Consider the following 25507-nt stretch of genomic DNA (forward strand, 5'->3'; position numbering starts at 1 on the left):
GTAACCTATGGCTGTACAGAAAAGTAAAAAATCCAGAGCAAAGCGCGGCACACGTCGTTCGCACGACTCATTAACAGCAAAAACAATGTCTGTTGATTCGACTTCTGGTGAAACGCATCTTCGTCATCACGTGACGGCTGATGGTTTTTACAAAGGTAAGAAAGTTATCGAAATCTAGGACTTAGGTCTTTCGATAATGATTATTGCATTAGATATCATGGGGGGCGATCGCGGCCCCCATGTTTTTTTGCCCGCAATAAAACGCTGTCTATCTGATCACAGCGACCTCTCATTCATTTTATGCGGTGAGCAGGACCCCCTCAATACAATTTTTTCAAAGCTATCTCAAAGCCATCAAAGTCGCGTGCATCTGCGTGTTTGTTCGCAGGTAGTCGACATGCACACAAAGCCTACGACTGCGCTTCGAAAGTTAAAAGATTCGTCCATGCGCGTCGCGCTCAATACAGTTAAAGAAGGCGAGGCCGACGCCTGTGTTAGCAGCGGTAACACCGGTGCATTGATGGCCATGGCCTATTATGTACTCAAAACCATACCGGGTATTTCAAGACCGGCCTTGGTCTCTGCACTGCCGACGGTTACCAAACAAAAAGTCTTGCTGCTCGATTTAGGTGCCTCTATCAACTACGACGCTGAAAGCCTGCTGCAATATGCGGTCATGGGCTCAGTGTTAATGCAGCAAGTAGAGGGCATTGCGTCACCGCGCGTTGCTCTATTAAACGTGGGCGAAGAAGATATAAAAGGCCACTCGCTAATAAAACATGCCGACTTGCTCATAAGTCAGTGCGAAAGCGTTAACTATGTGGGCTACGTTGAGGGAGACACCATGTTTTCCGGCAACGTAGATGTGGTCGTTACCGACGGATTTACTGGCAACGTGGCGCTTAAGGCCAGTGAGGGTATCGCTAAACTAGTGATAAGCGAGATTAAAGCCATTACTCAAGAGACATGGTTTGCGCGTTTAATCAGCAAACTCACCCTTCCGCTCTTAAAAAGTCTCTACCAAAGAATGAACCCCGACCAGTATAACGGGGCGAGTCTGATAGGATTGCGCGGCACGGTGGTCAAAAGCCACGGTAATGCATCTGAAGATGCTTGCTTTTATGCAATAGAACAAGCGATATCAGAACTTAGCCAAGGCGTGCCCGAGAAAATAAAAACAATAATAGAACAAGAATTAATGGAGCATTAATTTCATGCAAAAAGCGCCTGTGTATTCTCGCATCAACGGTACCGGAAGCTACTTTCCCAGTGAAGTGCGCAGCAATGCTGATTTAGAAATGATGGTCGATACCTCCGATGAGTGGATTACCGACCGTACTGGCATTAAAGAAAGACGCATCATTGGTAAAGATGAAACTGCCGCTACCATGGGCGCTGAGGCCGCCAAACAAGCCCTTGACGCTGCGGGGCTAAATGCTCAAGACCTTGACATGATTGTATGTGCCACCACCAGTGGGCGTTATGCACTGCCCAGTTCCGCCTGCGAAATTCAGCGTATATTAGGCGTAGACAACATTCCTGCCTTTGATGTAGCGGCTGCTTGCGCCGGATATTGCTATGCCCTTAGTGTGGCCGACCAGTATATAAAAAGTGGAATGGTAAAGCGCATTCTAGTGGTGGGAACCGACTGCTTGAGCCGCATGATAGACCCTGCAGATCGCAGTATGATCATATTGTTCGGTGACGGGGCGGGTGCCACCATTATTGAGGCGAGCGAGGAGCCCGGTATTTTATCGACCCATATCAACGCAGCGGGCTCTTACGGCGACCTTTTGCAGATTGGTCATGTTCAACATGGCGACGAAGCCTCACTGCACGAGAATTGGGGCTCTATGAAAGGCAACGAAGTGTTTAAAGTGGCGGTAAACAAACTCAGTTTGATTGTTGAGCAAACCTTGAGCGCTAACAATTTGCTAAAATCTGACATCGACTGGCTAGTGCCTCATCAAGCTAATTTTAGAATTATTAAAGCGACGGCAAAGAAGCTAAATATGTCGTTAGACCAAGTCGTAATTACCTTACAAAACTATGGCAATACGTCTGCCGCGACCGTGCCTACTGCGCTCGATACCGCCGTCAGAGATGGTAGAATACAGCGCGGCCAACATTTACTGCTGGAAGCCTTTGGTGGCGGTTTTGCGTGGGCTTCTGCATTGGTAAAATACTGATGTAGGAAGGTTATAAGATGCTTTAGACCATTCCAAACATATCGCGACAAAACATAATACAAACAATACAACAATAATCACCGTGTAAAAGGATACTAAACATGAGCAAATTAGCCTGTGTATTTCCAGGGCAGGGCTCTCAATCGGTAGGCATGTTAGCCGACCTTGCCGCTAATTTTTCAAGTGTTAACGCTACGTTTGAAGAAGCATCAGACACCCTAGGTTATGATTTGTGGGAAGTGGCGCAAACCGATAAACAAGCGCGCATTAATCAAACGCAAGTGACTCAACCGGTTTTGCTTACCGCAAGTATCGCAGCATGGCGCGTGCTATGCGCTGAAAAGCCAATAGAGGCCCTGTTTTTAGCGGGGCATAGTCTTGGCGAATACACAGCCTTAGTTGCCGCTGGTGTACTGTCGCTTACAGATGCAGTAAAACTCGTGGAGTCTCGCGGTAAATTTATGCAGTCTGCTGTGCCTGAGGGAACAGGAGCGATGTATGCAATTATTGGCTTAGATGACGACAAGATAAAAGATACTTGCGTAAAGATTGCAAACGAGACCTCACAAGTGGTGGCACCGGTTAACTTTAATTCACCAGGACAAATCGTTATTGCTGGAGATAAAGAGGCCACTGACCTTGCTGGCGCGGCGTGCAAAGAAGCTGGCGCAAAGCGAGCACTGCCTTTAGCCGTAAGTGTGCCGTCGCACTGTGCATTGATGAAACCAGCAGCAGAACAATTAGCTACCGCGTTAGCGCAATTGTCCTTTAATGTTCCGAGGATTTCGGTTGTTAATAACGCCGACGTGTGCGTGGAAAATACGCCGGATGCCATTAAGCAAGCCTTGGTCAAACAACTATATAGTCCGGTGCGCTGGACCGAATCAATTGAGTTCTTAAGGGAACAGGGCATCGATACTATTATAGAAGTAGGGCCTGGCAAGGTGCTTAGCGGCTTAAATAAACGTATTGATAAGACGCTCAATCTTTCTTCTTTCAGTTCACCAGCAGATTTATAAGGCTATAAGATGTTTGATTTAACAGGAAAAGTTGCATTAGTTACCGGCGCTAGCCGCGGTATAGGTAAAGCCATCGCATTGCAGTTGGTGTCTCAGGGAGCGACCGTTGTTGGCACGGCTACCTCAGATGCCGGCGCGCAAGCTATTTCAGAATATTTAGGTGATAAGGGCAAAGGGCTAACCTTAAACGTTACCAGTGACGAATCTATCGCTCAGGTGGTCAGCAGTATTGCTGAAACCTTTGGTGCACCCGACATATTAGTTAACAATGCGGGGATAACTCGTGATAACCTGCTAATGCGTATGAAAGATGCCGAGTGGGATGATATTATTCAAACCAACTTAACGTCGGTCTTTAAATTATCAAAAGCCTTAATGCGCGGTATGATGAAAAAGAAAAACGGGCGCATTATCTCAGTAGGCTCTGTTGTTGGCTCTACAGGCAACGCTGGGCAAGCGAACTACGCAGCGGCGAAAGCAGCTGTTATCGGGTTTAGTAAATCTATGGCCCGCGAAATTGCGTCACGCGGCATTACCGTTAATGTAGTTTCTCCGGGTTTTATCGATACTGATATGACAAGAAGTTTGACGGACGAGCAAAAACAGGCAATATTTAACGATATTCCTGCAAATCGCCTCGGTCAGCCCGAGGAAATTGCAGCGGCTGTTGGATTTTTGTGCTCTGACGCTGCAGCTTATATCACTGGCGAGACAATTCATGTCAATGGCGGCATGCATATGGGCTAAGTTGCCGTTTTTGCTAGCAAATCGTTTGCTCTGCAATTAAAAAAGCTTGATGCATAAGTGCGATACAAAAGTGATTAACGCTTATTAATTAAGCGTTTCGAGCGGTTTTGTGGTTTGACCACCGATTAAATTGGTGGTTTGGCTTGCATGGTCACGGTTAGGGCAATAAACTAGTCGGGATAATTTTAAAAACAAGGTATGTAAAGGAAACCTGTCATTATGAGTAACATCGAAGAACGCGTTAAAAAGATCATTGTTGAGCAGTTGGGCGTTAAAGAAGACGAAGTTAAGTCAGAAGCCTCATTTGTAGATGATTTAGGAGCTGATTCTTTAGACACTGTTGAGCTAGTAATGGCTCTTGAGGAAGAATTCGATACAGAAATCCCTGATGAAGAAGCTGAGAAGATCACTACGGTTCAGTCAGCCATTGACTATATCAACGCTAATAAAGACGCGTAAGCAGAATTATTAGAAAACGGCTCTTTTGAGCCGTTTTTTCGTTTCTATAACAAAATAAAAAAATTTTTAGGAGGCCGTGGTGGCAAAACGTCGCGTAGTAGTGACCGGGCTTGGCATGCTATCACCTTTAGGTAATGACATAGATACCACTTGGACAAACATATTGGCCGGTAAAAGCGGTATCGGGCCTATTACCCACTTTGACCCATCTGAATTTAACACCAAATTCGCAGGGGAAGTTATCGACTTTGACGTTGAAGCTTACATCCCGAAAAAAGAAACAAAAAAAATGGATCGCTTTATTCAATTAGGCATCGCTGCGGGCATTCAAGCTTTGCGTGATTCAGGCCTAGTTATCGATGCAAGCAACGCGAAACGCGTTGGTGTAACGATAGGCTCTGGTATAGGCGGTTTATCGTTAATTGAAGAAAATCATAAAAAATTACTCGAAAGCGGCGCAAAACGCGTTTCGCCTTTCTTTGTGCCCTCAACCATTACCAACATGATTTCTGGCTTCCTATCTATAATGGAAGGCTTGAAGGGACCTAATTTAAACGTTGTCACTGCATGTACAACAGGCGTTCATAATATCGGTATTGCTGCCAGAACCATTGCATACGGCGACGCTGATGCCATGTTAGCAGGGGGAGCAGAGTCTAGTATTACGCCTTTGGCGATTGCCGGTTTTGGTTCTGCGCGAGCTTTATCGACGCGCAACGATGAACCACAAAAAGCAAGTCGCCCTTGGGACAAAGACCGAGACGGTTTTGTTATGGGCGAAGGTGCTGGCGTTGTCATGCTCGAAGAATACGAAGCGGCCAAAGCTCGCGGCGCGAAAATCTATGGCGAGGTAGTTGGCTTTGGAATGAGCGGAGACGCACATCATATGACATCTCCGCCTAGTGACGGTGAGGGCGCTGCTGACGCTATGGCAAATGCGCTTAATGATGCCAGCGTTGCCGCTAAAGATGTGGTGTATGTAAATGCTCATGGCACTTCAACACCTGCTGGCGATATTGCCGAAGTCAGTGCAATTAAAACCATATTTGGTGAAAGTGCGAAAGACGTTAAAGTGAGCTCCACTAAGTCTATGATTGGACACTTACTTGGCGCTGCTGGGTCTGTAGAGGCCATTTTCACGATATTAGCCTTGCGTGACCAAAAAGCCCCGCCCACGATTAATTTAGATGTGCCGGGTGAAGGTTGTGACCTAGATTTTGTGCCGCATACCGCTGCCGATATCAAAGGGGATTATGCATTGTGTAATTCATTTGGATTTGGTGGAACCAACGGTTCACTTTTGTTTAAACGGCTTTAGCTCAGGTGTCCGTAAGGTAAAATTCGTCGTCAAGTAATGTTGATTATGCGTTTTCTTGACGACGGTTTGACGTTAAACTAATTCGATGCCAAATTCTGAAATTCTCATTAACCCTGCCAATATTACACTTTCTGACCGTAGCGTCCAGTATGGTGACGCCTCGTTTACAAGCGCGTATGCGCAAAATGGGCAAGTTGTTTTGTTTGACGAACACATGCAGCGCTTAAAACATGCCTGCGAGGTATTAAACATTGAATTTGACGATTGGACGGGCCTGCAGCGTGTACTCAAAGAGTTAGCTAGTTCAGGCGAACAAATACAAGTGCTCAAGGTATTGATCAGCAGAGGTAGCGGCGGGAGAGGCTATGAGGCACCAAAACCTCAGCAAACGCGCTGCATTATCACGCGTTTTAGCGGTGAACCCATGCATGGCCTTGCCGATGTTGAAACTTTGGGGGTAAGTGATGTTCCACTTCCTTCCCATATTGGCATGACAGAAATAAAGCACAATAATCGTTTGGCGCAAGTGATAGCGCGCTCGCGCTCAACAAATATGGGATGCGAAGAAGTGCTAATGTGCAATGAGAGCGGCCAAGTAATTGAAGCAAGCTCGGCCAATATTTTTTATCGCTTGAATGGCGCATGGCACACACCTCCTTTACATCGGTATGGCGTGAGAGGCGTGATGCGCGATGCGTTTATCGCACACTTATCACAGCAGGGCATATATGTGAACCAAGCCACCCATCATATTCGGCAGTTTTCGGATGTTGAATGCGTATTGTTGAGCAATGCAGTAAAAGGCATTCGCGCGGTGAAAACGCTGGTGCTAAATAGTAAAAAACACGCACTTAATGTGAATGCAGACGAACTGATTAAGCCCTTTCTCACCAAGATATTAGCTAGTCCTGCTCAGGAGTGCTTAGCCTAAATGCCAAAGTACCTAAAGGTAAGCCTAATTTGTACTATCGCGCTTGGTTTGATTGTGATGGTCGCAGGCATTTATGCGTGGCAGTATATAAATGCGCTGTCGGATGTAAAGCTAAGTTCAACTAAACCGATTGTTGTTCACGTAAAAGCCGGTGAATCTGCCCCTAGCATTTATCGCGATCTTGTGGATGTTAGTAAAAAGCTCGACGATTATCGTTTTAGGGCTTGGCTTAAGTTGAATCCAAACATGAGTCAGGTAAAAGTTGGATATTACGAGTTTCCAGTAAATACTACTGTCAGTGATTTGTTTACCCGGCTCAGTAGCGGAAAAGAAACACAATTTAGTATCGCGTTGGTAGAGGGCCAAACAATTGCCCAATGGCTTGAGCTGATTCGTTCACAAGCTAACCTGAAGCAAGATATTCCGGATGCATCTTCGCTTTACAAGATACTGGTTGAAGATAGTTCGCTTGATGCAAGCGGTAGCGCTGGTTTTTGCCGTAATGAACTTAGGACCGTGGAAGGGTGTTTACTGGCTGATACATACTTTTATAACTATCAGGACTCAGCCCTCTCTGTTATTCAGCGAGCCTATCAAGCGATGAAGAAAACGCTTGAGGCGGCCTGGCAGTCTCGCTATATAGATATTCCGCTCAATTCGCCTTATGAAGCCTTGATTTTAGCGTCGATCATCGAAAAAGAAACGGCTGTTGCAAGCGAACGTGGGCTTATTGCAGGCGTGTTTAGTAATCGTTTAGAGCTCAATATGCGTTTGCAAACCGACCCAACGGTTATTTACGGCATCGGCCCAGAATTTGACGGCAACATTACGCGCAAGCATTTGCGCACAACAACGCCATATAATACCTATCGAATAAAGGGACTGCCGCCTACGCCAATTGCGATGGCAGGACGCGAGTCACTAAACGCCGCGGTAATGCCTCAGATAACGGACTACTTGTATTTTGTTGCTAAAGGCGATGGAAGTCATCAGTTTTCAACCACACTTGCTCAGCACAATGACGCGGTAGCAAAGTATCAGCTAAATAGGAATTAAATATGGCTCTAGGCGCGTTCATTGTAATAGAAGGGCTTGAGGGAGCAGGCAAAAGCAGCGTTATGGGCGCACTCAAGTCACGGCTTGAAGAACATGCTATCCGTGTAGTTACCACTAGAGAACCTGGCGGAACGCCAATGGCGGAGGCGATAAGAGACTGCGTTAAGCAAGCTTGGCCTGACGAAACAGTCACTCAACAAACCGAGCTTTTATTAATGTATGCAGCGCGCAGCCAACTGGTTGAAAATGTAATAAAACCGGCTTTAGATGATGGAGCGTGGGTGTTAGGCGACCGCCACGACCTGTCATCCGTAGCCTATCAGGGCGGTGGGCGAGGTGTATCGTTAGCAACACTGTCCACGTTACGTCAAATGACCTTAGGCACCTTTGCACCTGATTTTACGCTATATTTAGATATTGCCCCCGAGCTTGGCCTGAGCCGCGCACGAGGGCGAGGTGAGCTTGACAGAATTGAACAGGCCGGTTTAGCGTTTTTTGAAAGGGCTCGGGAAACCTACCTACAGCAAATAGAGGCACTCCCGAATGCAGTAACAGTCGATGCGTCTCAGGCGATTGAGAAGGTGCAGGCAGATGCGCTAATCGCGCTGCAACAGTTTATAGATAATAGGGCCTAAGATGCTTTACCCATGGTTACTTACCACGTTTACAAAACTTGCTGAGCGCTTGGCGCAAGATAAGTTGCATCATGGTGTACTCTTAGTTGGCGAAAAAGGCTGCGGTGAATCTCAGCTTGCCCATACGCTTGCAAAGCGTATTTTATGTGCATCAGATGCTGTGTTGCCATGTGGTTCCTGTAAGCCATGCTTGTTGTTTCAAGCTCAGTCTCACCCTGATTTTCATGAGGTGCTCACTGAAAAAACGCAAATTGGCGTGGATGCCGTCAGGGCGGCCATCGAGCAAGTTAACAAGACAGCCCAGATGAGTGCAAATAAGGTAGTTTTGATTGAGCATATTGAGACGATGAGCGAATCGGCCAGTAATGCTTTGCTAAAAACGCTAGAAGAGCCCACTAATCATACTTATTTGATACTGACGACAAACGCACCGCAATATTTATTGGCGACCATTAAGAGCCGATGTGAAAAAATACGTGCTGTGATGCCTAGCTATCAGCAAAGTGTTGACTATTTAATGGAGCAAGCTGTTGATAAGCAAGCAGTAGCATTACCCACCGAGTTAGAACTAGCGGCCTACAAACATAGCCCTTTGCTTTTTTTGGCAAAATCTAACAGCAGTGACATGAGTTTTTCCGAATTTGAAACAGATTTTACGTCTTTATTAGATAAAGTCGAAAGCGCTGAAAGTATTGCCGCTAAATGGAAAGAGCAAGCTGCAGATGTGGTGCACTGGACCGCACAATTAAGTTTGCAATATTTTGCTAAAGGTGTGCAGCAAAGCACTGATCAAAGTCGTGCTGTGGTGGATACACAGTGGATGAAGATTTATGACAGCGCCTCACACGCGAGTAAAAAACTTCGGCAGGCAGGTTTAAATAAGGTGCTTATTTTGTCTGCATTATTAGCCCAAGTGCATCAACTAGATTAGGAGCAGCATGTTTGTAGACTCACATTGTCATTTAGATAGGCTTAAAAACGCAGATAGCGAGCTAGATAGTATCGTATCTGAGGCCACTGAGCATAAGGTTGAACATATGCTTTGTGTTGCGGTCTCGGTGAAAGAGTTTGAGCAGATGCGAGAGCGAGTGGCGCATTATCCCAATGTTTCTATGAGCTGCGGCGTACACCCACTGCATCAAGAAGATGCTTGCGATTACGCGGCCTTACTTGCGCATGGTCAACGTAATGACGTTGTTGCCATAGGTGAAACAGGACTCGATTACCATTACAGCGCCGACACTAAAGCTGTGCAGTTACAGTCCTTTAAAGATCATATTCGCGTTGCAAATGAAGTACAAAAGCCGCTGATTATACACACTCGAGATGCACAAGAAGATACGCTGCAGCTGCTTGAAAAATATTATGAGCAGAGTACTGGAGCTGTGCTGCATTGCTTCACTGAATCCCTTGAAATGGCAAAAGCGGCCATTGACATGGGCATTTACATTTCAATATCGGGCATTGTTACCTTTAAGTCTGCTGCAGAACTACAAGAAACGGTAAAACAACTACCACTAGATAAACTACTGATTGAGACTGATTCACCTTGGTTAGCACCCATACCTCACCGTGGTAAAGAGAATCAACCAAAATACGTGGTAAACGTGGCTGAGTGTATAGCTGAGCTAAAAGGCATAAGCCTTGATGAGCTGGCGAGCATTACCACTCAAAATTTTTATCAATTGTTTAATCGAATTCAGCGTTCATCATGATTTACCCAGAATGGCGACAGCAACTCTCACGCAGTTTACACTTAAGCCGAAGCAAGCCTGAAGCCAAATATTTTCAGGTGGCAAGCATAACAACTGACGGCGCCCCAGCGTTAAGAACCATGGTATTTCGTGATCATGCACCTCGCAGTAATAGCTTGCTCAGCGTAACAGACATAAGAAGCGAGAAATGCGAGCAGTGGAAAGCACTGGCTGAAGCCGCGCTGCATTGGTACTTTGTAAAATCTAGAGAGCAATACCGACTCAGGTGCCGGGTGTCGCTTATACATCATAATGAAGCCGGTAGAATAGTTTGTTCAGGTCATGAACTGCTTCAGAATATTCACCAAGACGGTGTGATAGAGGCATCAGAAAGCGCGTGTGCTGGAGAAACACTGAAACTGGCATCGTCCATTTTTAAAGCGCGTTGGGAAGGTTTATCATCAAGCGCTAAGGCTAGCTTTTACTGTCCTGCGCCTAAGAGCGCCAAGTTAAGTGGCGAGGGTGACAAAATCAATAGTGACAAAATCAATAGTGACGAAATCAATAGTGACGAGGCTAGTAAAAAAAGTAGTGAGGGAGCAGGGACAAAACGTGAAGGCGACCAAGCACAAAACGAACAAGACACAATTAGTCCGCACTTTGCGGTTGTTGTGTTTCATCCTTTCGAGGTGGACTATTTAGACCTTAAGTCGAGACCACATACAAGAAACCTCTATAGCTTAGAGCAAACTAAGTGGCTCAAACAAAGCGTCAACCCATGAGCGTATAGCTTGCACACGCATAATCTGCATACTCATAAGGTGCTCACTCACAGCGCTAGTATCGTCACATAAACAGAAGAGCAGGGCGATTGAATAAGCTATTCGATTTAAGTTATCCGATTGCTCTGTCAAACTGCATGGCGAGCCTCGAATGCACTAGTTCTGTGTTTGAAAATACTTGAAGCATCTTCAAAATACCAATCTGGCTCGCACTCAGTGAACAGTTAAAATAAATGACATCACAGGTTTCTGCCTTCAATAGCTTTACCATAAGCTCGTATTGAGAATACTTTCCGGAGCTATCAATATTAAGACCGTTTTCAACGTTTTTGCTTAAACGAAGGCCCTCAGACACATTACATAACCAACGCTTCTTTTTGCTTTTCGCTTCGGTAATTGGGCTAACGTTTGCAAATAATTCACTCTGTACGGGGAGGCTTGCACTTGCTTTTATTGCGACAGTCTTTTGAGTACTGCTTGCTAAGAATCCAATTGTTTGTGTTGATAATGTCATGATGTACCTCGTTATATGTAGTTACAGGCATGTCATACTTCACTTGAACCTTTATCAAAGAATGCTTATCCTCAAACCATTCATATTTACGGCGTAAGTCAGTGAAATATACAAGCTGTATAAGTACACAGTAATACTGTATGGGTGAACAGTACTACTGTATAAATAAACAATCAAGGACTATTTGAATATTTTTTGTAGTTTTTTTCGGCGAAGGCTGATTAGAATGAGTGCAGTTATGAGATAGGCAGTAGGCTCGTACCAGTTTGACTTAACTGACCACAAAAAATGAATGCAGCCCAGTATGGTCGCCAGATATACCCAATTGTGAAGCTTTTGCCATGCAGTGCCCATACGAGCTTTTATGGCTTGCAGTGAGGTGATTAATAAAACGCTTAAAATGCTAAGAGCAAGCATGCCCACGGTAATATAGGGCCGCTTAATTATCTCTTCGGCTATCAAAAGCCATTCGTATTGCAATTCATAGGCAATAAAAACATACAGGTGAAACAGCGCATAAACCGCAGCATAAACGCCCAGCGTTTTGCGCAGCCGTACAAGTTGTCCAAATTTAAATGTTTGCGCCATTGGACTTATTAGCAGGCTCATTATCAACAAATGTAGCGTACCGATACCGCTAAAATCGAGTAAATACTGCACCGGATCGCCAGGTAACTCACCACTAAGCGCGTCTAGATACACAACTGATAGCCAAGCTATAGATATGATATGTATCAAGGCTCGGCCGGCATTTATCCAGCCCTTCGAAATTCGAATTGGGCGCATTGAGTTCAAGCTATTCTGCATCTTTTTTACGGTTTGCATAGTAAGCGGGCCGCGTTCATTAATACGCGTTCATTTAATAGGTGTTCATCTAGTAAAAACGCCGTAAATCCATGTTGCTATATAGGGAAGCAACCTCGCTGTAACCATTAAACATTTGAGTATCAATGCGTCGTTGAGTGTTTAAACCCGAGCCCAGTATTCTGCGTTCACGACCTTGAGACCATCTTGGATGGTCGACTTTAGGATTAACGTTTGCGTAAAACCCGTATTCATCAGGAGCAAGAATGTTCCATGTAGTAGGGGGTTCTTTGTCGGTTAATACAATTTTTACCACCGATTTTATACTCTTAAAACCGTATTTCCACGGTACAACTAAGCGGATAGGCGCACCGTTTTGTGGGGGAAGAGTTTTACCGTACATTCCTACGCTCATTAATGTTAAATCATGCATCGCTTCGTCTAATCGCAGACCTTCAACGTAGGGATAATCAACGCCGCCTCCGGTAAAGCGACTGCGCTGTCCAGGCATTTGCTCAGGACTGTATAGCGTTTCAAAGGCAACATATTTTGCGCTGCTTAGGGGCTTGGCTGCTTTTAAAAGCTCAGCCAAAGTAAAGCCTATCCATGGTATTACCATCGACCATGCCTCAACGCATCTTAGCCGGTAGATTCGCTCCTGCAGCTCAAATCTTTTAAAAAGGTCTTCATAATTGAGGGTAATGGGCGTTTCAACTAGGCCACTTACTTCTAGTTTCCATGGGTCTACAACAAACGACTGCGCATTTTCTTTAGGGTCGCTTTTACTCGTACCAAACTCATAAAAGTTGTTGTAACTGCTTGCAACACTTTCATCGGTAAGCGGCCTTACCGATTCAGGTGCTTTTTTAAACCTTAACTCAGATGTCTTGAAAGTTGGCTTCTCATCTTTGCTAAACCAGTCGAATGGCCCTGCCATAGCGCTTTGAGACAAAAGCGTCATTGCACCTGTGAACCCCAATTTTTTTAAGAGGTCACGGCGTCCATGGTAAACCTGCTCGTCGGTGACGTCGTTTTCGGTTAAATGGTTTTGTTTAGGTGACTTAATAATCACAGTACTGCCTCTTGTTTATGGAACCGCATGCAAACATGCTCTGCGTGAAGTACATACAAAGCCTAACTCTCAAGGTATAGACCGGCAAAACAGTCAAACAGTTTCAAATATCGAAGCGCGCTTCTCTATGCGTTAATTCATTACGTACAAATTATTGCAATATTGTGATGCGAAGCCATGCCGCGCAGTGATGCCGCAACGTTTTACTGCAAAGTCATGCCGAAAAGTCATGCAGCAAAGTCACAAGCAATGCTCGTCACGCCTCAACGGTCTGTAATGCGATGAGATTTAGGAAGGAACAGATTGGCGTAGACTCGATTAGCATATTCATCGGTCATACCCGATATGTAGTCAGCAATAACACGCATTCCCAGTGCATTGCCCTCGCTTTGGGCCTGTTCCCAGCGCAGTGCGGTATTGCGTGGTAGTAATCTGGCTGGGTCACTCGCAAATGCTTCAAACAAGGCCATTACAATCTGTTGCCCTTTATATTCTAATAGTTGAATTTCAGGCTTTTTGATCACGAAAGTAAACACAAAAGCCTTAAAAATTAGTAAAGCATCATGATAGCTTTGCGGAAGTTTAGCGCTATTGTCGAGAAGGGCTTCGTCAAATTGCCCTAAATTCACAATTTCAATTGCGGTAATGAAACAATTTACCAGTGCGCCAATGGCGTTTTTTCGTTTATAAGCCTCTCGATGAAAAAGCTGCGCCTCAATATCATGCGCTTGCTCCGACAGCCATGGAATACTTAGGCTTGCTAACTTGTTTGTGACCTGCTCATTGAACATATCACGATTTACCAAGCCCATCACAATGGCATCTTCTAAATCATGAATACCATAAGCGATGTCATCTGCAAGCTCCATAATGGCGCAATCAATCGACTTATATAGGGTCTTGCTGTGCTGAGTGCCGTTGGATTTTGCCTGCATGTATTGTTGTTTGTCTTGTTCGTTAAGTGGCGCAACTACCCAATCAAAAGCTTCTTTATCGCAGTCGAACAAGGCTTTAGGAGGATGCCACATGCTGGCTTTCACCTGAGCAACTTTGTCTGACTTAGGCGGGTGATAATTTGGGTTGCTTAACTCACTAATGAAATTGGGATATTTGATAATGCCCAGCAAGGAACGCCGAGCTAGATTCATGCCGTCGTTCTGTGAATAAGATTCTAGCTTTGTGAGAATCCGAAAGGTTTGGCCATTTCCCTCAAATCCTCCATGGTCGCTCATCATGTAATGCAGCGCAATCTCGCCGCCGTGACCAAAGGGTGGGTGACCAATGTCGTGAGCTAAACAAATGGATTCAATCAAATGTTCATCTAGTCTGAGTGCATTCGCCGCTTCTGGGTATTTCTGACTTAACTGTGCGGTAATGCCAGTACCAATTTGCGCGGCTTCTAAAGAATGCGTTAAGCGGGTGCGATAAAAGTCACTGATACCAACGCCCACCACCTGTGTTTTAGCCTGCAGTCGTCTGAAGGCGGCACAATGCATGATGCGTGCTTTGTCACGCTGATAAGGACTACGATGATCGCCATCGCGTTGTGCACTGCGCGCCTGTTTGCGTTGTTCCCAAAGATTCATGCCGCTTCTCTTAAAAGTGAAATTGGTTTAGGTGGTTTTTGATAGCTCATCAACGTTAACAAAACACTTTTCTTCAAACAGATCGAAAAACATTTTTATCTCAGGCATATCCTCTGCATATTTTGCTAGCATGCTGTCGAGGCGCGATTTAACGTGAGCAAACTCTTTGTTCTTGAAACTCAGCTCGTCGGAGGCTTTTAAATAGGCCGAGATTAAATCTGCTGCTTTCACTATTTTTTTGTATTCAGGCTCAACATTTTTTTGCACCAATAAACCTGAAAACTGCGCTTGAAGTTCTTCTGGTAAAGTGTGCAAACACTCAATTTCAGCCATTTCTTCAATTTTTTTAAATTCACGCGTCAAATCAGGATTATGATACTTAGTGACGTGATTGATGTCCTGAAGCTTTGTTTCAGACACCTCGTGATAAAGCGCTACGGTAGCCGCTCGCTCTGGGTTAATGTTACCTTGAAAATACGTATTCCGAATACTGGCTAAAAGGTGGGCAATTACCGCAACTTGATGACTGTGCTCAGCAACATTCTCGCGTTTCACCGCATGCATCAGCGCCCAACGTTTTATTAAGGGCATACGCAGCATCCAAGCTAAAAATGGACTACTTTTCACAGGCAACATTATCCTTCTCTCTTATAGTGTTCAAAAAAATCGTGCATGCTGTCTAAAGCGGGCGTAAGGATGTCTTTGTGAGGCAAAAAGACTAGTCGAAAATAGGTACCCTCGTGCAGGTTAAACGCACTGCCGTGTACCAGTAAAATTTTTCGGTCGCGCAATAGGTCTAAAATTAGGTCAACGTCATGCTTGATATTAAAACGTTTTGCATCCACTTTCGCAAAGCAGTACATCGCGCCTTGTGGTTTTACACAACTTACGCCGGGCATTGCATTGAGTCGCTCATATGCTAAATCGCGCTGAGTCACCAAGCGTCCATCGTGGCTTACCAAATCATTAATGCTTTGGTAACCGCCTAGAGCAGTTTGTATGGCATGTTGACAAGGAACATTTGCGCACATGCGCATAGAAGAGAGGATAGTGAGCCCTTCTATATAGCTGCTAGCCGCCTTTTTATTCCCACTTACTAACAGCCACCCAGCTCTAAAGCCGGCAACGCGATAATTTTTAGATAAACCACTGAAGGTCACGCACACAAGGTCCGGGGCTAATGAAGCGATACAGGTGTGCTGAGCATCGTCGTAGAGGACTTTGTCGTATATTTCGTCGCTGAATATAACTAAGTTATGCTGGCGCGCCACTTTAACCACTTGGTTCAATAACTCAGGTGAATAGACTGCACCGGTTGGGTTATTTGGGTTAATTAACACTATGGCTTTAGTATTTGGCGTAATTTTTGATTTGATATCGTCAATATCGGGAAACCAATGGGCCTTTTCGTCGCATCGATAATGAACTGCCGTGCCTGACGAGAGATTGACCGCAGCAGTCCATAAAGGGTAGTCAGGGGCAGGTATGAGCACTTCGTCGCCTGAATTGAGCAATGCCTGCATTGACATCGTGATCATTTCACTCACACCATTGCCCAAGTAAACATCTTCAATGGCGATATTTTCTATGCCTTTTTGTTGGTAGTACTGCATGACGGCAACACGTGCACTATAAATACCTTGTGCATCAGAATAGCCTTGCGCCGTAGGTAACTGACGAATAACGTCTTTGAGGATGTCGTCAGGTGCATCAAAGCCAAATGGGGCAGGGTTGCCTATGTTGAGCTTTAATATGCGCTCACCAGCTTCCTCCATGCGATTGGCTTGGGCTAAAATGGGACCACGGATGTCGTAACATACGTTTTCAAGTTTTTTTGACTGTAGAATGCGGTGCATGAGGTAAAAGTGAACTGAAACGAGAATAGATGCTCTTAGAGTAAAGCATAGATTGCAGTGTGTTAAGTCCTAATGACACCTTTTGTCACACTTTAAAACACTTATTTACCTTTAGGTTTTGTATCATTCGATATGCGTCTACCTCACGGAGTGTTTTTACTAACACTGTGTGGTGCGCTAATACGATAAACTCAATCGCGCGATTGATATCAGGAGACATAATTATGCCAGCCCCTTTGTTATGGTTAGGTGCCGCGGCAATATCAATTTACGCCGGCAATAAACTCAACGTTGCACACTTGCGTGAGCAAAATATCGTGAGCAGGCTGCCTGGAGACTGCAATAGCGCAATCGTTCCGGTAAACGGGAGCATCGTAACCTGCGGTATTTACGAGGTCTTAGACCACACTGGCATTTGGGTCGATGGCAATATTTACGAACTTAACGGCAGTGGCTTGGTACGCTGCGTGAGCCCTAAACGCTTTATTGAAAATCGCAGTGGCGACGACATATATGTTGCCTGCAATATGCTTGATACCCCGCTAAGCGAGAGTGCGAGCGTTGAAAGGGCGAAGTCGCAGTTATATTCGTTATATAAATACCATTTGCTAAGGCAAAACTGTCACAAGTTTGTCGCGGAAATGATTGCTGGCTATCCCTGTGAGGTGACGAGTTTTAGCGACCTTAACGAATTTTTAAGTGAATATTTTTCAAGCCCAATCGATTGGAGACTGACCCAGATCAACAAGTCGTGATCAAATTTTGACCTTGCGAATTAATTTACCTAGTATGCAGTAGAGTCTGGGATTTAATGGTGTTAATGTAATGTTAATCTATTTGCACTATTGCATCGTAGAATCCAATAGCATAATTTTATGCGCTAAGCCTTACACACTGCTACGCCAATTAAGGGGCCATCATGTCTCAAGAAATAGAACAAACCGCTGAAAATGCCATTGAAAAGAGCGGTATCGCACGCGTTATTCCTTGTAAAACACTAGATAAGTTTGCCTGTTTTCGCTGGATTGCGTTGGCTATAAATGACTTTAAACAAGCAAAGCTGATAAGTTTCACTTACGGATTTATATTTACCATTTTGCCACTTTCGATTTACTTTTTAGTTTATGCAACAGAATGGCATCTGGTCATATTTCCTGCCATGGTTTGTTTTATGCTGATTGGTCCTTTCCTAGCGGCCGGTTTGTACGATGTTGCGTGGCAGTTTGAAAAGCAACACAAGCCATCGCTCAGACATTCCTTGAAAGCCATGTCGCGAAATGCGGTTAATGAGTGGGGATTTGGTCTTTTCCTCATGATACTGATGATATTTTGGTTACGCGTAGCGTCGCTAATCCACGCCCTATACCCTGAATACCTAGAATTCACGTTTGCAAATGCATGGCCGTTTTTAGCCTTAGGTACCATCGTTGGTGCTGGTTTTACGGTTTTAGTATTTTTTATCAGCGCCTTTACCCAGCCTATTTTATTGGAGCGCAAGGTAGACTTAGCAACAGCGGTTCTCACCAGTATGAACGCAGTATGGCGTAATAAAGTCCCGATGTTTGTATGGTCGTGCGTGATATTGTTTTCAGTGTTTTTGGGATTTGTCACCTTTTTCGCCGCCTTCTTGGTCATCATGCCTATCTTAGGCTATGCATCATGGCACGGTTACATTGCTACAATTGAAACCAAGCGCACGCGTAAGTTCGAATAATTCGCTTTTAACAATTAACCCTTTTCAAAACCACGGGCAATGCATAAATGTTTGCATCCCGTGGTTTTTTATTGTGTGGTGAGGCCCTATAAAGCTGGCTGCTTCTTAGTCAGCATCAAATTGATTGGTTAGCCACAGAGTTTGATAAGGCTGCAGGGTATGTTCAAGTTCTTCTGCATCTATTTGGTTTTGAGAAATTAAGTCTGTCCACTGCTCAGTTCCAATTAGATTAATGTCTGATAGATGCAAAGTTTGTGGCTCATCGGTAATGTTGGATATACAAAATATGCTCTGCTTTCTATCAATGCTTTGTCGCCAATAACCAAATAGTTCGTTTCTTAACTGCAGTGTGAACTGTGTTGCATTCGGGTGAAACGCACGCTGCGCTTTACGAATGTGCAACAGTTGCGTGATTTGCGTCAACACTTGATGATGCAAAGAATGTACGTCATCGAGCTCTTTTATTAAGGCCGTATCAATCCAGCGGTGACGGTTTATTGAACGGTTTTGTCCGGTATGAACAACCCGTTCCTCGTCGTTAGTTGTACCAATGAGTGAATGAATATAAATGCCCGGAACGCCTTCAAGGCCAAACATGATGGCGTGTGCACAAATAAAGCGCTCAATCTGCCATTGGTCTTCACCTTTTAACGTGCCTTTTAATGCATCAATTAGCGCGATATTCAACTCGTAAGGCTTTTGTTTTCCGTTGTCGCCTGTACGCCAGCCAACGCGCCCTCCAAATTTAAGAATGCAGTTAACCAAGTCATTAATTTCAGTATCGCTCAGTAAACCTTCGGCAGGGCGCAAACCGATGCCGTCATGAGAGGCGATGAAATTAAAATAGAATGTGCCGTTTTGTGCTGGCGGCATGCTCATCAGCCAGTTTTTTAAATATTGGCTTGAGCCACTTAGCAAGGTATTCACCAACAACGGCGGCAGCGAAAAATTATAAATGGCGTGCGCTTCATTGGCATTGCCAAAGTAGGTGAGGTTCTCTCTATTGGGTATGTTGGTTTCAGTAATAATTAATGCGTTTGGGTCTGCATGCTCAATGAGGGTGCGCAGTAGTCTAACCACCTCGTGTGTTTGTGGTAAGTTAATGCAGCTAGTGCCGGGAATTTTCCATAAAAATGCGATGGCATCTAGGCGGAAGATACGTGTACCTTTATCCAAATAAAGCCGAATAATATTAGCAAACGCGATGAGTACTTCAGGGTTTCTGAAATCAAAGTCGACTTGGTCATGAGAGAAGGTACACCAAACTTCTTTGACGCCGGTCGCCGTTGTGGTTTCTCTCAATAAAGGTGACGTTCGCGGCCTTACCACCTCAGATATGTCATCGGTTAATTCGGCAGTGAAGAAAAAGTCTTTGCCAGGCGATTTTTGCTCAACAAATTGCATAAACCATGCACTACGGGCAGAGCAGTGATTAATAACCAAGTCGACCATTAAGCCGAAATCTTCAGATATCGCCTCAATATCGTCCCACGTTCCTAAGGCCTCATTTACAGTTGAATAGTCAATGACCGAAAAGCCATCATCAGAACTGTAGGGGAAGAAGGGCAAAATATGCACATGATTGATGGTATGAGAACAATAGCGCTTAAGAAAGCCGTGCAGAGTCTGTAACGGCGCAGGAACAGAGTCATCGCTACCATGCGCGGCCTGCTGGTAGATGCTATCGCCGTAAGTAATGAGAATAACATCTTGCTCTGACCATAGATTTGTATGGGGGCACGGCGCTGTAATATTACAGTCATCTCCCTCAGTATCGGCCAAGCCCATTGACGCCATTAAACGCTCTGCGATTGTGGGCAGTGGGTCATCTAGGCTTACGTCAGCATAGATAAAGGCAAGCTGGTGAATTAACCGGTCTTTGAGAAGGCTTGCTACATCGCTCATTTTATTTTCCTTTAAATTCCTCAAAATCGGCTTCAACCGCATTTTTCAAGCACTCAAGCACATCTGGCTTGGCACTCGCTACGCGGTTCCAACTTGGGATAAACGGTGTTTCCATTGGGTTGTCTAGAAAGCTGCTGCCCGCTTTCATGATGTTCTGCGCAAACAGTTCAACTGCGCGTTCTTCTGAATCAATGTCTAATTTAAGTCCGTTCATCACGGCGTCGTTGTGATACGTTTCAATAAAATCGAGCGCGATGCGGAAGTAGGTAGCTTTAATCGTTCTAAAGGTTTCAGTATTGAACACCGTACCTTGGGTCGCTAGTTTGCGAAATAGTGCTTTGGTGATATCAATCGACATTTTCGACAAACCACCTTGATCATTGTTTAACGATAAGTCTTGATGTTTATGATCGTAGTTATGCGCGATATCGGCCTGACACAAACGGTTATGTGAATAGTTTCTGTGCATTTCAGACAAAACCCCAATTTCGAGGCCCCAATCACTAGGAATGCGGATGTCGTTGAGCACATCCCGTCTGAATGAAAACTCGCCCGCTAATGGATACCGAAAGCTATCCATATATTCTAAATAATCGTTGTGGCCCACAGCATGCTTTAGCGCTCGTAAAAGCGGTGTAACTAGCAAGCGCGATACTCGGCCGTTAATTTTTCCATCCGCTACTCGCGCATAAAAGCCTTTGCAAAACTCGTAATTAAACTGAGGATTTGCTACCGGATATATCAACCTTGCGAGCAATGAGCGTTCGTAGGTGAGTATGTCGCAATCGTGCAATGCAACGCTCTCTACACGGTTTGAGGCTAATACATAGCCCATGCAATACCACACGTTTCGACCTTTACCCATTTCTTTTGGAGCAAGTCCTAGCGCTTGCAATTCTTCATCTAGCGCTTTTAATCTAGGGCCATCGTTCCATAAAATACGATGACGCTGAGGTAGGCGGTCAAAAAATGAAAGGGCATGCTTAAACTCGTCCTGATTTGCTCTGTCGAGTCCGATGACAATTTCGCTTAAGTAAGGCACCTTTGCGATATGGTCTATGATATCTGGCAGTGCTTTTCCCTCGAGTTCTGAAAACAAAGAAGGGAGAATTAAACCCATGGGGCGGCGGTCGGAAAAACTGCGAAGCTCTGACTCTAAATCATCAATGTCTCGTGATTCTAAGTTGTGAAGAGTCGTAATGATGCCATTTTGATAAAAATCAGCCATGTCCGTGTCCTGTATTTGTATTGTTGTTTTTTAATTCGGGAATGATATTTTCGATACTTTCACGCCAACCGCTCGGTCCGTATTGTGTGCTAGTGTAAACGCCGTCTTGCCGAGTAAGCGGGGGAGGCGGATTAACCGGAGATTTGATACGCACGGCAATGGTGGCAGCCTCTAGCATGGCAATATCGTTATTGCCGTCTCCGAGCGCGATAGTGCTGAGCTTAGTCGTGAGACCTTTGTTTACTCGCTGGCGGGCATACTCTTTGCTGAGCCAAGTGAGTGCTTTGCCTTTATTTGAATCTCCACAAATGTGAATGAAACGACCGCCCACCAAGGGAAATGCGCCAAGTTTTCGCGCCTCTTCAATAAATAGAGTCTTATTGGCATCTGTGCCAGTCCACAAAACTGGCTCACCATACAAACGCTTAGCCGCTGCGGCCGCATCGGTATTACTCAAACCGGTAACCTCGCTGATGCGCTCAAGACTCATATTAGAAAAGCCTTCAAATTGACCGGCAAAGCGCTCTTTTAGTTTTGCCACAATACCTAACCAGTGACTTCGCTTAGATGCAAAGGTTTTTACCCAATAACCGTCTTGCCATATGGCTTCTTTAGGTTTAGCCGCAAATGCATTTTTGGGCATGTAAATAGCGGCACCATTTTCAATAATAAAGGGAGTAGCAAGGCCTAATTCCTTATGAATAACTTTTACCTCAGCGGCCGTTTTACTGGTGTTAAGAATAACCGGCACATTCATCTTTGCGAGCGTTTGCAAGGTGCTAAGTGCAGCCTCATAAGAATAAGAATGATGATCCAATAAAGTACCGTCTAAATCGCTAAAAATAAGCGCAGAAGAGGCGTCTTGAATTAATAGCGACATGAAACAATACTGCGTTGTGTGTTCAGTTCAAATACTTCGTTACAGCGTTTGGGTAATTCATATAAACCAAATTCGGTGATACGTTGATAGTGCTGAATAAAGTTAGCGATATCTGCGGGCGACATTCCGCCGGCGCTATTTCCGTTGTCAATATTTCTCTGCTGCATTTTACGCTCTTGCTCCAATCTCCATTGATAAATTTGCTCGAAAGAGGGGGCTTTCAACATGATTAAGTAGTTAAGCTTTTCAAATACGCCTTGGTAGTCTTCTTTTAAAGCATTATTGACATAATTTCGCCATATATGTGCGCTGTCGTGAGTTGATTCCAATGCGTTTGCGTCTACTGCCAATTGCTCAGGCGACTGCGGCGCAGCGCCAACGCACCAACCTTCCAATATGATAATATCAACCGAGTGAGTTATTTTATCCCAAGTGGCTTCGTTGGCTCTATCGTCAGAGGCTTTATCAAATTTTGGAATAGCGCAAGGCTGCGCTTGCAATAATGCGTGCAAGGTTTGTTGCATGAGCGCAAGGTCATGGGTGCCAGGAACACCTCGTGTTTGCAGCAAAGGGTGAATAGTCTTGGCCAGATGTGTTCGCTGGCTTTTTGTAAGATAAAAATCATCCAGTGACATGCTCACGGCGTTCATTTTATGAACTTGCCTAAATAAAGTGACCAATAATGCGGAAAGCGTACTTTTGCCACTTCCCTGCGCACCATTAATGCCCACAAACAAGGGAAGTCTTGCACCTTCTTGGTGCGAATTGTGCAAATCGCACAAGCGCGCTAACAGAGGAAGGTACCATTTCTTAGCTTCATGAATAAAGCTTACGGGCAGGCGCTCGTCCTCGATAAAGCGATTTAAGCAGTCGTTGATTATCAAGCTAGTGCCTTAGACGCGCTATGGCCTGCATAACGCGGTATAGATGAAGGTTTTTCAAATAAACGTGGGGGAAAAAAATAGAGTTCGCTAGTGCTTTGCATCGTTTATAGTCTCCAAAACTCAACATCATAGTTATGTTTAAAACAACATAAAAAAAGCAGGTGCTTTATGCTTATTATGCATAATACAGTCTGGTGCCTAAGCATGTATTACACAATGCGTGCCAACGCAGATGCTGCTCATCAATACCCAATCGACTCGATGTAAGCCTTATTTGCTCGCAATGAAGGTAGCCCGTCGTGGTGCGCTATACCCTTCAATGGTTTTGGTGGCGTCTTTAGGGTCTAGAAAATCTTGTAAAGAGTGATTCGTCATCCATTCGGTTGTGCGCTGCTCATCAATACTCGTAATGCAGTCATCAACCAGACGCACGTCTTTAAAGCCGACTTTGTTCAGCCAAAGGGTCAGGGCTGCACTGCTCGGGAGAAAATACACATTACGCATTTGCGCATAACGTCCAGACGGCATGAACACGGTATTTTCGTCGCCCTCAACAATAAGCGTTTCTAATACCAGTTGCCCATTTGCCTTCAACTGTTGTTTTAGCTGTTTCAAAAACTGCAGTGGGTCAGGGCGATGATATAGCACACCCATTGAAAATACGCTGTCAAACGCTTCGCATTGCGGCATTTGTTCAATGCCAACAGGCAAATAATGAATATTATTATTGGCTGCGTATTTTTTCATGCAATGAAATTGGTAAAAAAACAATATGGTAGGGTCTATGCCTATCACTTGGTGTGCGCCGTGCTCGTGCATTCTAAAAAGGTGGTAGCCGCTGCCACAGCCAACGTCTAGCACGCGAGCGCCTTGAAGACTGCGAATGTGCGGGGCAATGCGGTCCCATTTCCAATCCGAACGCCACTCGGTGTCAATATCAACACCAAAGAAAGAAAAAGGGCCTTTTCGCCATGGCATGTATTGTTTTAATACATTAACGAGTGCTTGTTTCTTGCCGTCTGATAGTGGTGGTGAGCATTCAACTGACACCACATTTGATACATCAAGCTTGAAATCGTCGGGTTCTGGAAGCCCTTTCAGCTGTTTCTCCCACTTTTTAGCATCTGCGTGCAGCTGACTGGTATTGATAGCGTTAAGCAGGGGTAAAAGTTCGCTCAATGCAGCCTGCAGAGGCGTTCCCATGCAAGCAGTAAAAAAATCTGTTTTCCATTGGTCAAACTGCGAAAAGCGAATATCAGCACGACTCATAATTATGACTCTGTTAATTGGGGGGCGTTGAGCAAATCGTTTGCGATATCCTGTTTGATAGCGATAAGCGACATGAAGTTAAAATGCTGAAACCAGACGCTTGGGTGCTCAAAGCCAGCCTGCTCAAGTCGCTGCTTATGTTGCTTGAGTGTATCTAATATCATGACGTTCTCGAGCGCTGTGCGCTTTTGGCTTATTTCTAGGTCTGAATAGCCATTTTCACGCTTGAATTCATGGTGCAGGTCAATTAACAGACTGTCCATAGAATCACTCGAGGCGCTAATTTTCTCAGACAAGATAAGGGCACCTCCTGGCTCGAGTGACGCATAAATTTTATCGATAATGGCTTGGCGCAAACTCGGATTTATAAACTGAAGTGTGAAGTTAATGACCACAAGTGAGCAAGCCTGAAACTCAAGCGCGGTTATATCTGCATGCTGTACCTGAATGAACGCATCATAATTGTAGGCGCCAACATGCTCTTTACATCGAGTTACCATGGCAGGAGAGTTGTCAATCGCTTCTATCGTCAACGCCTTCCCCACGTTGTATTTTGCAATCGATAGGCTGACATTGCCTAAAGAACAACCAAGATCATAGACCCTCGATGATGTATCTGTAAAGCGACGCGAAACACGCCCAATACCGTCTACAATCGTTGTGTAGCCTGGGACTGAGCGGTTTATCATGTCGGGGAAAACGTCAACAACCGACTGATTGAACTTAAATGGAAAAAGGTCTTGTTTACTCTCTTTAAACAGCCTGTCTACCTTGTTTTTCTCTGTTTTGTTGCTCATTTAATATACTTATGGTTAATAGTAATGCAGTGGTGAGTTGACGTATGATTTTATAATATATCAGAGCTCTATTCTTAATCCATTAAGCGAACACATTGACGCTGCTTATCAATTCGTCAATACTGAACAACGATTGAAAGCTTAACGTTGATGGAAGTGAGCCATTAT

Annotated in this window: 27 protein-coding genes; 15 read left to right on the plus strand and 12 right to left on the minus strand. The window is 44.7% G+C overall.

The annotated features are described in order from the left end of the window. Window positions 1–7 precede the first annotated feature (7 nt). The 13 genes from rpmF (at window position 8) to ACFO4O_RS03805 (ending at window position 10830) form a co-directional block, all read left to right on the plus strand. A complete protein-coding gene (gene rpmF, locus ACFO4O_RS03745; RefSeq protein ID WP_371192983.1) occupies window positions 8–178 on the plus strand; it encodes a 50S ribosomal protein L32 in 171 nt (56 codons plus the stop codon). A gap of 18 nt (window positions 179–196) precedes the next feature. Then, window positions 197–1210, plus strand: a complete 1014-nt coding sequence (gene plsX / locus ACFO4O_RS03750) for a phosphate acyltransferase PlsX (protein WP_382406023.1) — start codon at window positions 197–199, stop codon at window positions 1208–1210. 19 nt (window positions 1211–1229) lie between these two features. Next, entirely contained in the window at window positions 1230–2189 is a 960-nt protein-coding gene (locus ACFO4O_RS03755; RefSeq protein WP_382408219.1) for a beta-ketoacyl-ACP synthase III, read from the plus strand. 101 nt (window positions 2190–2290) lie between these two features. Then, entirely contained in the window at window positions 2291–3208 is a 918-nt protein-coding gene (gene fabD / locus ACFO4O_RS03760) for an ACP S-malonyltransferase (RefSeq protein WP_382406024.1), read from the plus strand. A 9-nt stretch (window positions 3209–3217) separates the two neighbouring features. Beyond that, window positions 3218–3955: a 3-oxoacyl-ACP reductase FabG gene (gene fabG / locus ACFO4O_RS03765; RefSeq protein WP_382406025.1), complete on the plus strand. Its 738-nt coding sequence runs from the start codon at window positions 3218–3220 to the stop codon at window positions 3953–3955. Between the two features lie 219 nt (window positions 3956–4174). Continuing rightward, window positions 4175–4414 (plus strand): acyl carrier protein, encoded by a 240-nt coding sequence (gene acpP / locus ACFO4O_RS03770; protein WP_382406026.1) that lies wholly within the window; start codon window positions 4175–4177, stop codon window positions 4412–4414. 79 nt (window positions 4415–4493) lie between these two features. Continuing rightward, a complete protein-coding gene (gene fabF, locus ACFO4O_RS03775; protein WP_382406027.1) occupies window positions 4494–5732 on the plus strand; it encodes a beta-ketoacyl-ACP synthase II in 1239 nt (412 codons plus the stop codon). 85 nt (window positions 5733–5817) lie between these two features. Then, window positions 5818–6663, plus strand: a complete 846-nt coding sequence (pabC, locus tag ACFO4O_RS03780) for an aminodeoxychorismate lyase (RefSeq protein ID WP_382406028.1) — start codon at window positions 5818–5820, stop codon at window positions 6661–6663. Then, window positions 6664–7719 carry an endolytic transglycosylase MltG gene (gene mltG / locus ACFO4O_RS03785; RefSeq protein ID WP_382406029.1) on the plus strand — a complete coding sequence of 352 codons (1056 nt, stop codon included), beginning with the start codon at window positions 6664–6666 and terminating at the stop codon, window positions 7717–7719. A gap of 2 nt (window positions 7720–7721) precedes the next feature. After that, the gene (tmk, locus tag ACFO4O_RS03790; protein WP_382406030.1) at window positions 7722–8354 is read left to right on the plus strand and encodes a dTMP kinase; all 633 of its coding nucleotides are present in this window, start codon (window positions 7722–7724) and stop codon (window positions 8352–8354) included. 1 nt (window position 8355) lies between these two features. Further along, a complete protein-coding gene (locus ACFO4O_RS03795; protein WP_382406031.1) occupies window positions 8356–9285 on the plus strand; it encodes an AAA family ATPase in 930 nt (309 codons plus the stop codon). Window positions 9286–9292: 7 nt separating this feature from the next. Continuing rightward, window positions 9293–10069, plus strand: a complete 777-nt coding sequence (locus tag ACFO4O_RS03800) for a TatD family hydrolase (protein ID WP_382406032.1) — start codon at window positions 9293–9295, stop codon at window positions 10067–10069. Beyond that, window positions 10066–10830 (plus strand): hypothetical protein, encoded by a 765-nt coding sequence (locus tag ACFO4O_RS03805; RefSeq protein WP_382406033.1) that lies wholly within the window; start codon window positions 10066–10068, stop codon window positions 10828–10830. The genes ACFO4O_RS03800 and ACFO4O_RS03805 overlap by 4 nt, the downstream gene beginning before the upstream one ends. Before the next feature lie 112 nt (window positions 10831–10942). Here ACFO4O_RS03805 and ACFO4O_RS03810 read toward each other — a convergent pair whose 3' ends face one another. The 6 genes from ACFO4O_RS03810 to ACFO4O_RS03835 all read right to left on the minus strand — a co-directional run bounded on the left by ACFO4O_RS03810 (window position 10943) and on the right by ACFO4O_RS03835 (window position 16662). Beyond that, entirely contained in the window at window positions 10943–11344 is a 402-nt protein-coding gene (locus ACFO4O_RS03810; protein ID WP_382406034.1) for a hypothetical protein, read from the minus strand. Between the two features lie 180 nt (window positions 11345–11524). Further along, entirely contained in the window at window positions 11525–12169 is a 645-nt protein-coding gene (locus tag ACFO4O_RS03815) for a protein-methionine-sulfoxide reductase heme-binding subunit MsrQ (protein ID WP_382406035.1), read from the minus strand. 49 nt (window positions 12170–12218) lie between these two features. Further along, window positions 12219–13220, minus strand: a complete 1002-nt coding sequence (gene msrP, locus ACFO4O_RS03820) for a protein-methionine-sulfoxide reductase catalytic subunit MsrP (RefSeq protein WP_382406036.1) — start codon at window positions 13218–13220, stop codon at window positions 12219–12221. A gap of 263 nt (window positions 13221–13483) precedes the next feature. After that, the gene (locus tag ACFO4O_RS03825; protein ID WP_382406037.1) at window positions 13484–14806 is read right to left on the minus strand and encodes an anti-phage deoxyguanosine triphosphatase; all 1323 of its coding nucleotides are present in this window, start codon (window positions 14804–14806) and stop codon (window positions 13484–13486) included. 27 nt (window positions 14807–14833) lie between these two features. Beyond that, window positions 14834–15433, minus strand: a complete 600-nt coding sequence (yfbR, locus tag ACFO4O_RS03830) for a 5'-deoxynucleotidase (protein ID WP_382406038.1) — start codon at window positions 15431–15433, stop codon at window positions 14834–14836. 8 nt (window positions 15434–15441) lie between these two features. Continuing rightward, the gene (locus tag ACFO4O_RS03835) at window positions 15442–16662 is read right to left on the minus strand and encodes a pyridoxal phosphate-dependent aminotransferase (protein ID WP_382406039.1); all 1221 of its coding nucleotides are present in this window, start codon (window positions 16660–16662) and stop codon (window positions 15442–15444) included. A 224-nt stretch (window positions 16663–16886) separates the two neighbouring features. Between ACFO4O_RS03835 and ACFO4O_RS03840 the strand changes: the two genes are divergently transcribed. Together ACFO4O_RS03840 and ACFO4O_RS03845 are read left to right on the plus strand one after the other, a co-directional pair. Continuing rightward, window positions 16887–17417 carry a hypothetical protein gene (locus ACFO4O_RS03840; RefSeq protein WP_382406040.1) on the plus strand — a complete coding sequence of 177 codons (531 nt, stop codon included), beginning with the start codon at window positions 16887–16889 and terminating at the stop codon, window positions 17415–17417. A gap of 164 nt (window positions 17418–17581) precedes the next feature. After that, complete coding sequence (locus ACFO4O_RS03845; RefSeq protein ID WP_382406041.1) at window positions 17582–18376, plus strand: DUF2189 domain-containing protein; 795 nt, start codon at window positions 17582–17584, stop codon at window positions 18374–18376. A gap of 105 nt (window positions 18377–18481) precedes the next feature. On the opposite strand, the gene ACFO4O_RS03850 is transcribed toward ACFO4O_RS03845, so the two are convergent. The 6 genes from ACFO4O_RS03850 to cmoA all read right to left on the minus strand — a co-directional run bounded on the left by ACFO4O_RS03850 (window position 18482) and on the right by cmoA (window position 25339). Next, entirely contained in the window at window positions 18482–20281 is a 1800-nt protein-coding gene (locus ACFO4O_RS03850) for a sugar phosphorylase (protein WP_382406042.1), read from the minus strand. A gap of 1 nt (window position 20282) precedes the next feature. Continuing rightward, a complete protein-coding gene (locus tag ACFO4O_RS03855) occupies window positions 20283–21509 on the minus strand; it encodes a glycosyltransferase family protein (protein ID WP_382406043.1) in 1227 nt (408 codons plus the stop codon). Further along, window positions 21502–22389, minus strand: a complete 888-nt coding sequence (locus ACFO4O_RS03860; RefSeq protein ID WP_382406044.1) for an HAD-IIB family hydrolase — start codon at window positions 22387–22389, stop codon at window positions 21502–21504. The genes ACFO4O_RS03855 and ACFO4O_RS03860 overlap by 8 nt, the downstream gene beginning before the upstream one ends. Next, complete coding sequence (locus tag ACFO4O_RS03865; RefSeq protein WP_382406045.1) at window positions 22377–23273, minus strand: kinase; 897 nt, start codon at window positions 23271–23273, stop codon at window positions 22377–22379. Before ACFO4O_RS03865 ends, ACFO4O_RS03860 begins: the two co-directional genes overlap by 13 nt. A gap of 270 nt (window positions 23274–23543) precedes the next feature. Beyond that, on the minus strand, window positions 23544–24542 hold the full coding sequence (cmoB, locus tag ACFO4O_RS03870) for a tRNA 5-methoxyuridine(34)/uridine 5-oxyacetic acid(34) synthase CmoB (RefSeq protein ID WP_382406046.1): 999 nt from the start codon (window positions 24540–24542) through the stop codon (window positions 23544–23546). A gap of 2 nt (window positions 24543–24544) precedes the next feature. Then, the gene (gene cmoA / locus ACFO4O_RS03875) at window positions 24545–25339 is read right to left on the minus strand and encodes a carboxy-S-adenosyl-L-methionine synthase CmoA (RefSeq protein ID WP_382406047.1); all 795 of its coding nucleotides are present in this window, start codon (window positions 25337–25339) and stop codon (window positions 24545–24547) included. Window positions 25340–25507: the final 168 nt, after the last annotated feature.

It is taken from the genome of Glaciecola siphonariae, from assembly GCF_042652645.1.
GTDB classification, from domain to species: Bacteria; Pseudomonadota; Gammaproteobacteria; order Enterobacterales; family Alteromonadaceae; genus Glaciecola; species Glaciecola siphonariae.

Coding starts and splice junctions, on each gene's coding strand:
- rpmF (WP_371192983.1), top strand. CDS start 8: ATGGCTGTACAGAAAAGTAAAAAATCCAGAGCAAAGCGCGGCACACGT.
- plsX (WP_382406023.1), top strand. CDS start 197: ATGATTATTGCATTAGATATCATGGGGGGCGATCGCGGCCCCCATGTT.
- fabD (WP_382406024.1), top strand. CDS start 2,291: ATGAGCAAATTAGCCTGTGTATTTCCAGGGCAGGGCTCTCAATCGGTA.
- fabG (WP_382406025.1), top strand. CDS start 3,218: ATGTTTGATTTAACAGGAAAAGTTGCATTAGTTACCGGCGCTAGCCGC.
- acpP (WP_382406026.1), top strand. CDS start 4,175: ATGAGTAACATCGAAGAACGCGTTAAAAAGATCATTGTTGAGCAGTTG.
- pabC (WP_382406028.1), top strand. CDS start 5,818: ATGCCAAATTCTGAAATTCTCATTAACCCTGCCAATATTACACTTTCT.
- mltG (WP_382406029.1), top strand. CDS start 6,664: ATGCCAAAGTACCTAAAGGTAAGCCTAATTTGTACTATCGCGCTTGGT.
- tmk (WP_382406030.1), top strand. CDS start 7,722: ATGGCTCTAGGCGCGTTCATTGTAATAGAAGGGCTTGAGGGAGCAGGC.
- ACFO4O_RS03795 (WP_382406031.1), top strand. CDS start 8,356: ATGCTTTACCCATGGTTACTTACCACGTTTACAAAACTTGCTGAGCGC.
- ACFO4O_RS03800 (WP_382406032.1), top strand. CDS start 9,293: ATGTTTGTAGACTCACATTGTCATTTAGATAGGCTTAAAAACGCAGAT.
- ACFO4O_RS03805 (WP_382406033.1), top strand. CDS start 10,066: ATGATTTACCCAGAATGGCGACAGCAACTCTCACGCAGTTTACACTTA.
- ACFO4O_RS03810 (WP_382406034.1), bottom strand. CDS start 11,344: ATGACATTATCAACACAAACAATTGGATTCTTAGCAAGCAGTACTCAA.
- ACFO4O_RS03815 (WP_382406035.1), bottom strand. CDS start 12,169: ATGCAAACCGTAAAAAAGATGCAGAATAGCTTGAACTCAATGCGCCCA.
- ACFO4O_RS03825 (WP_382406037.1), bottom strand. CDS start 14,806: ATGAATCTTTGGGAACAACGCAAACAGGCGCGCAGTGCACAACGCGAT.
- ACFO4O_RS03835 (WP_382406039.1), bottom strand. CDS start 16,662: ATGCACCGCATTCTACAGTCAAAAAAACTTGAAAACGTATGTTACGAC.
- ACFO4O_RS03840 (WP_382406040.1), top strand. CDS start 16,887: ATGCCAGCCCCTTTGTTATGGTTAGGTGCCGCGGCAATATCAATTTAC.
- ACFO4O_RS03845 (WP_382406041.1), top strand. CDS start 17,582: ATGTCTCAAGAAATAGAACAAACCGCTGAAAATGCCATTGAAAAGAGC.
- ACFO4O_RS03850 (WP_382406042.1), bottom strand. CDS start 20,281: ATGAGCGATGTAGCAAGCCTTCTCAAAGACCGGTTAATTCACCAGCTT.
- ACFO4O_RS03855 (WP_382406043.1), bottom strand. CDS start 21,509: ATGGCTGATTTTTATCAAAATGGCATCATTACGACTCTTCACAACTTA.
- ACFO4O_RS03860 (WP_382406044.1), bottom strand. CDS start 22,389: ATGTCGCTATTAATTCAAGACGCCTCTTCTGCGCTTATTTTTAGCGAT.
- cmoB (WP_382406046.1), bottom strand. CDS start 24,542: ATGAGTCGTGCTGATATTCGCTTTTCGCAGTTTGACCAATGGAAAACA.
- cmoA (WP_382406047.1), bottom strand. CDS start 25,339: ATGAGCAACAAAACAGAGAAAAACAAGGTAGACAGGCTGTTTAAAGAG.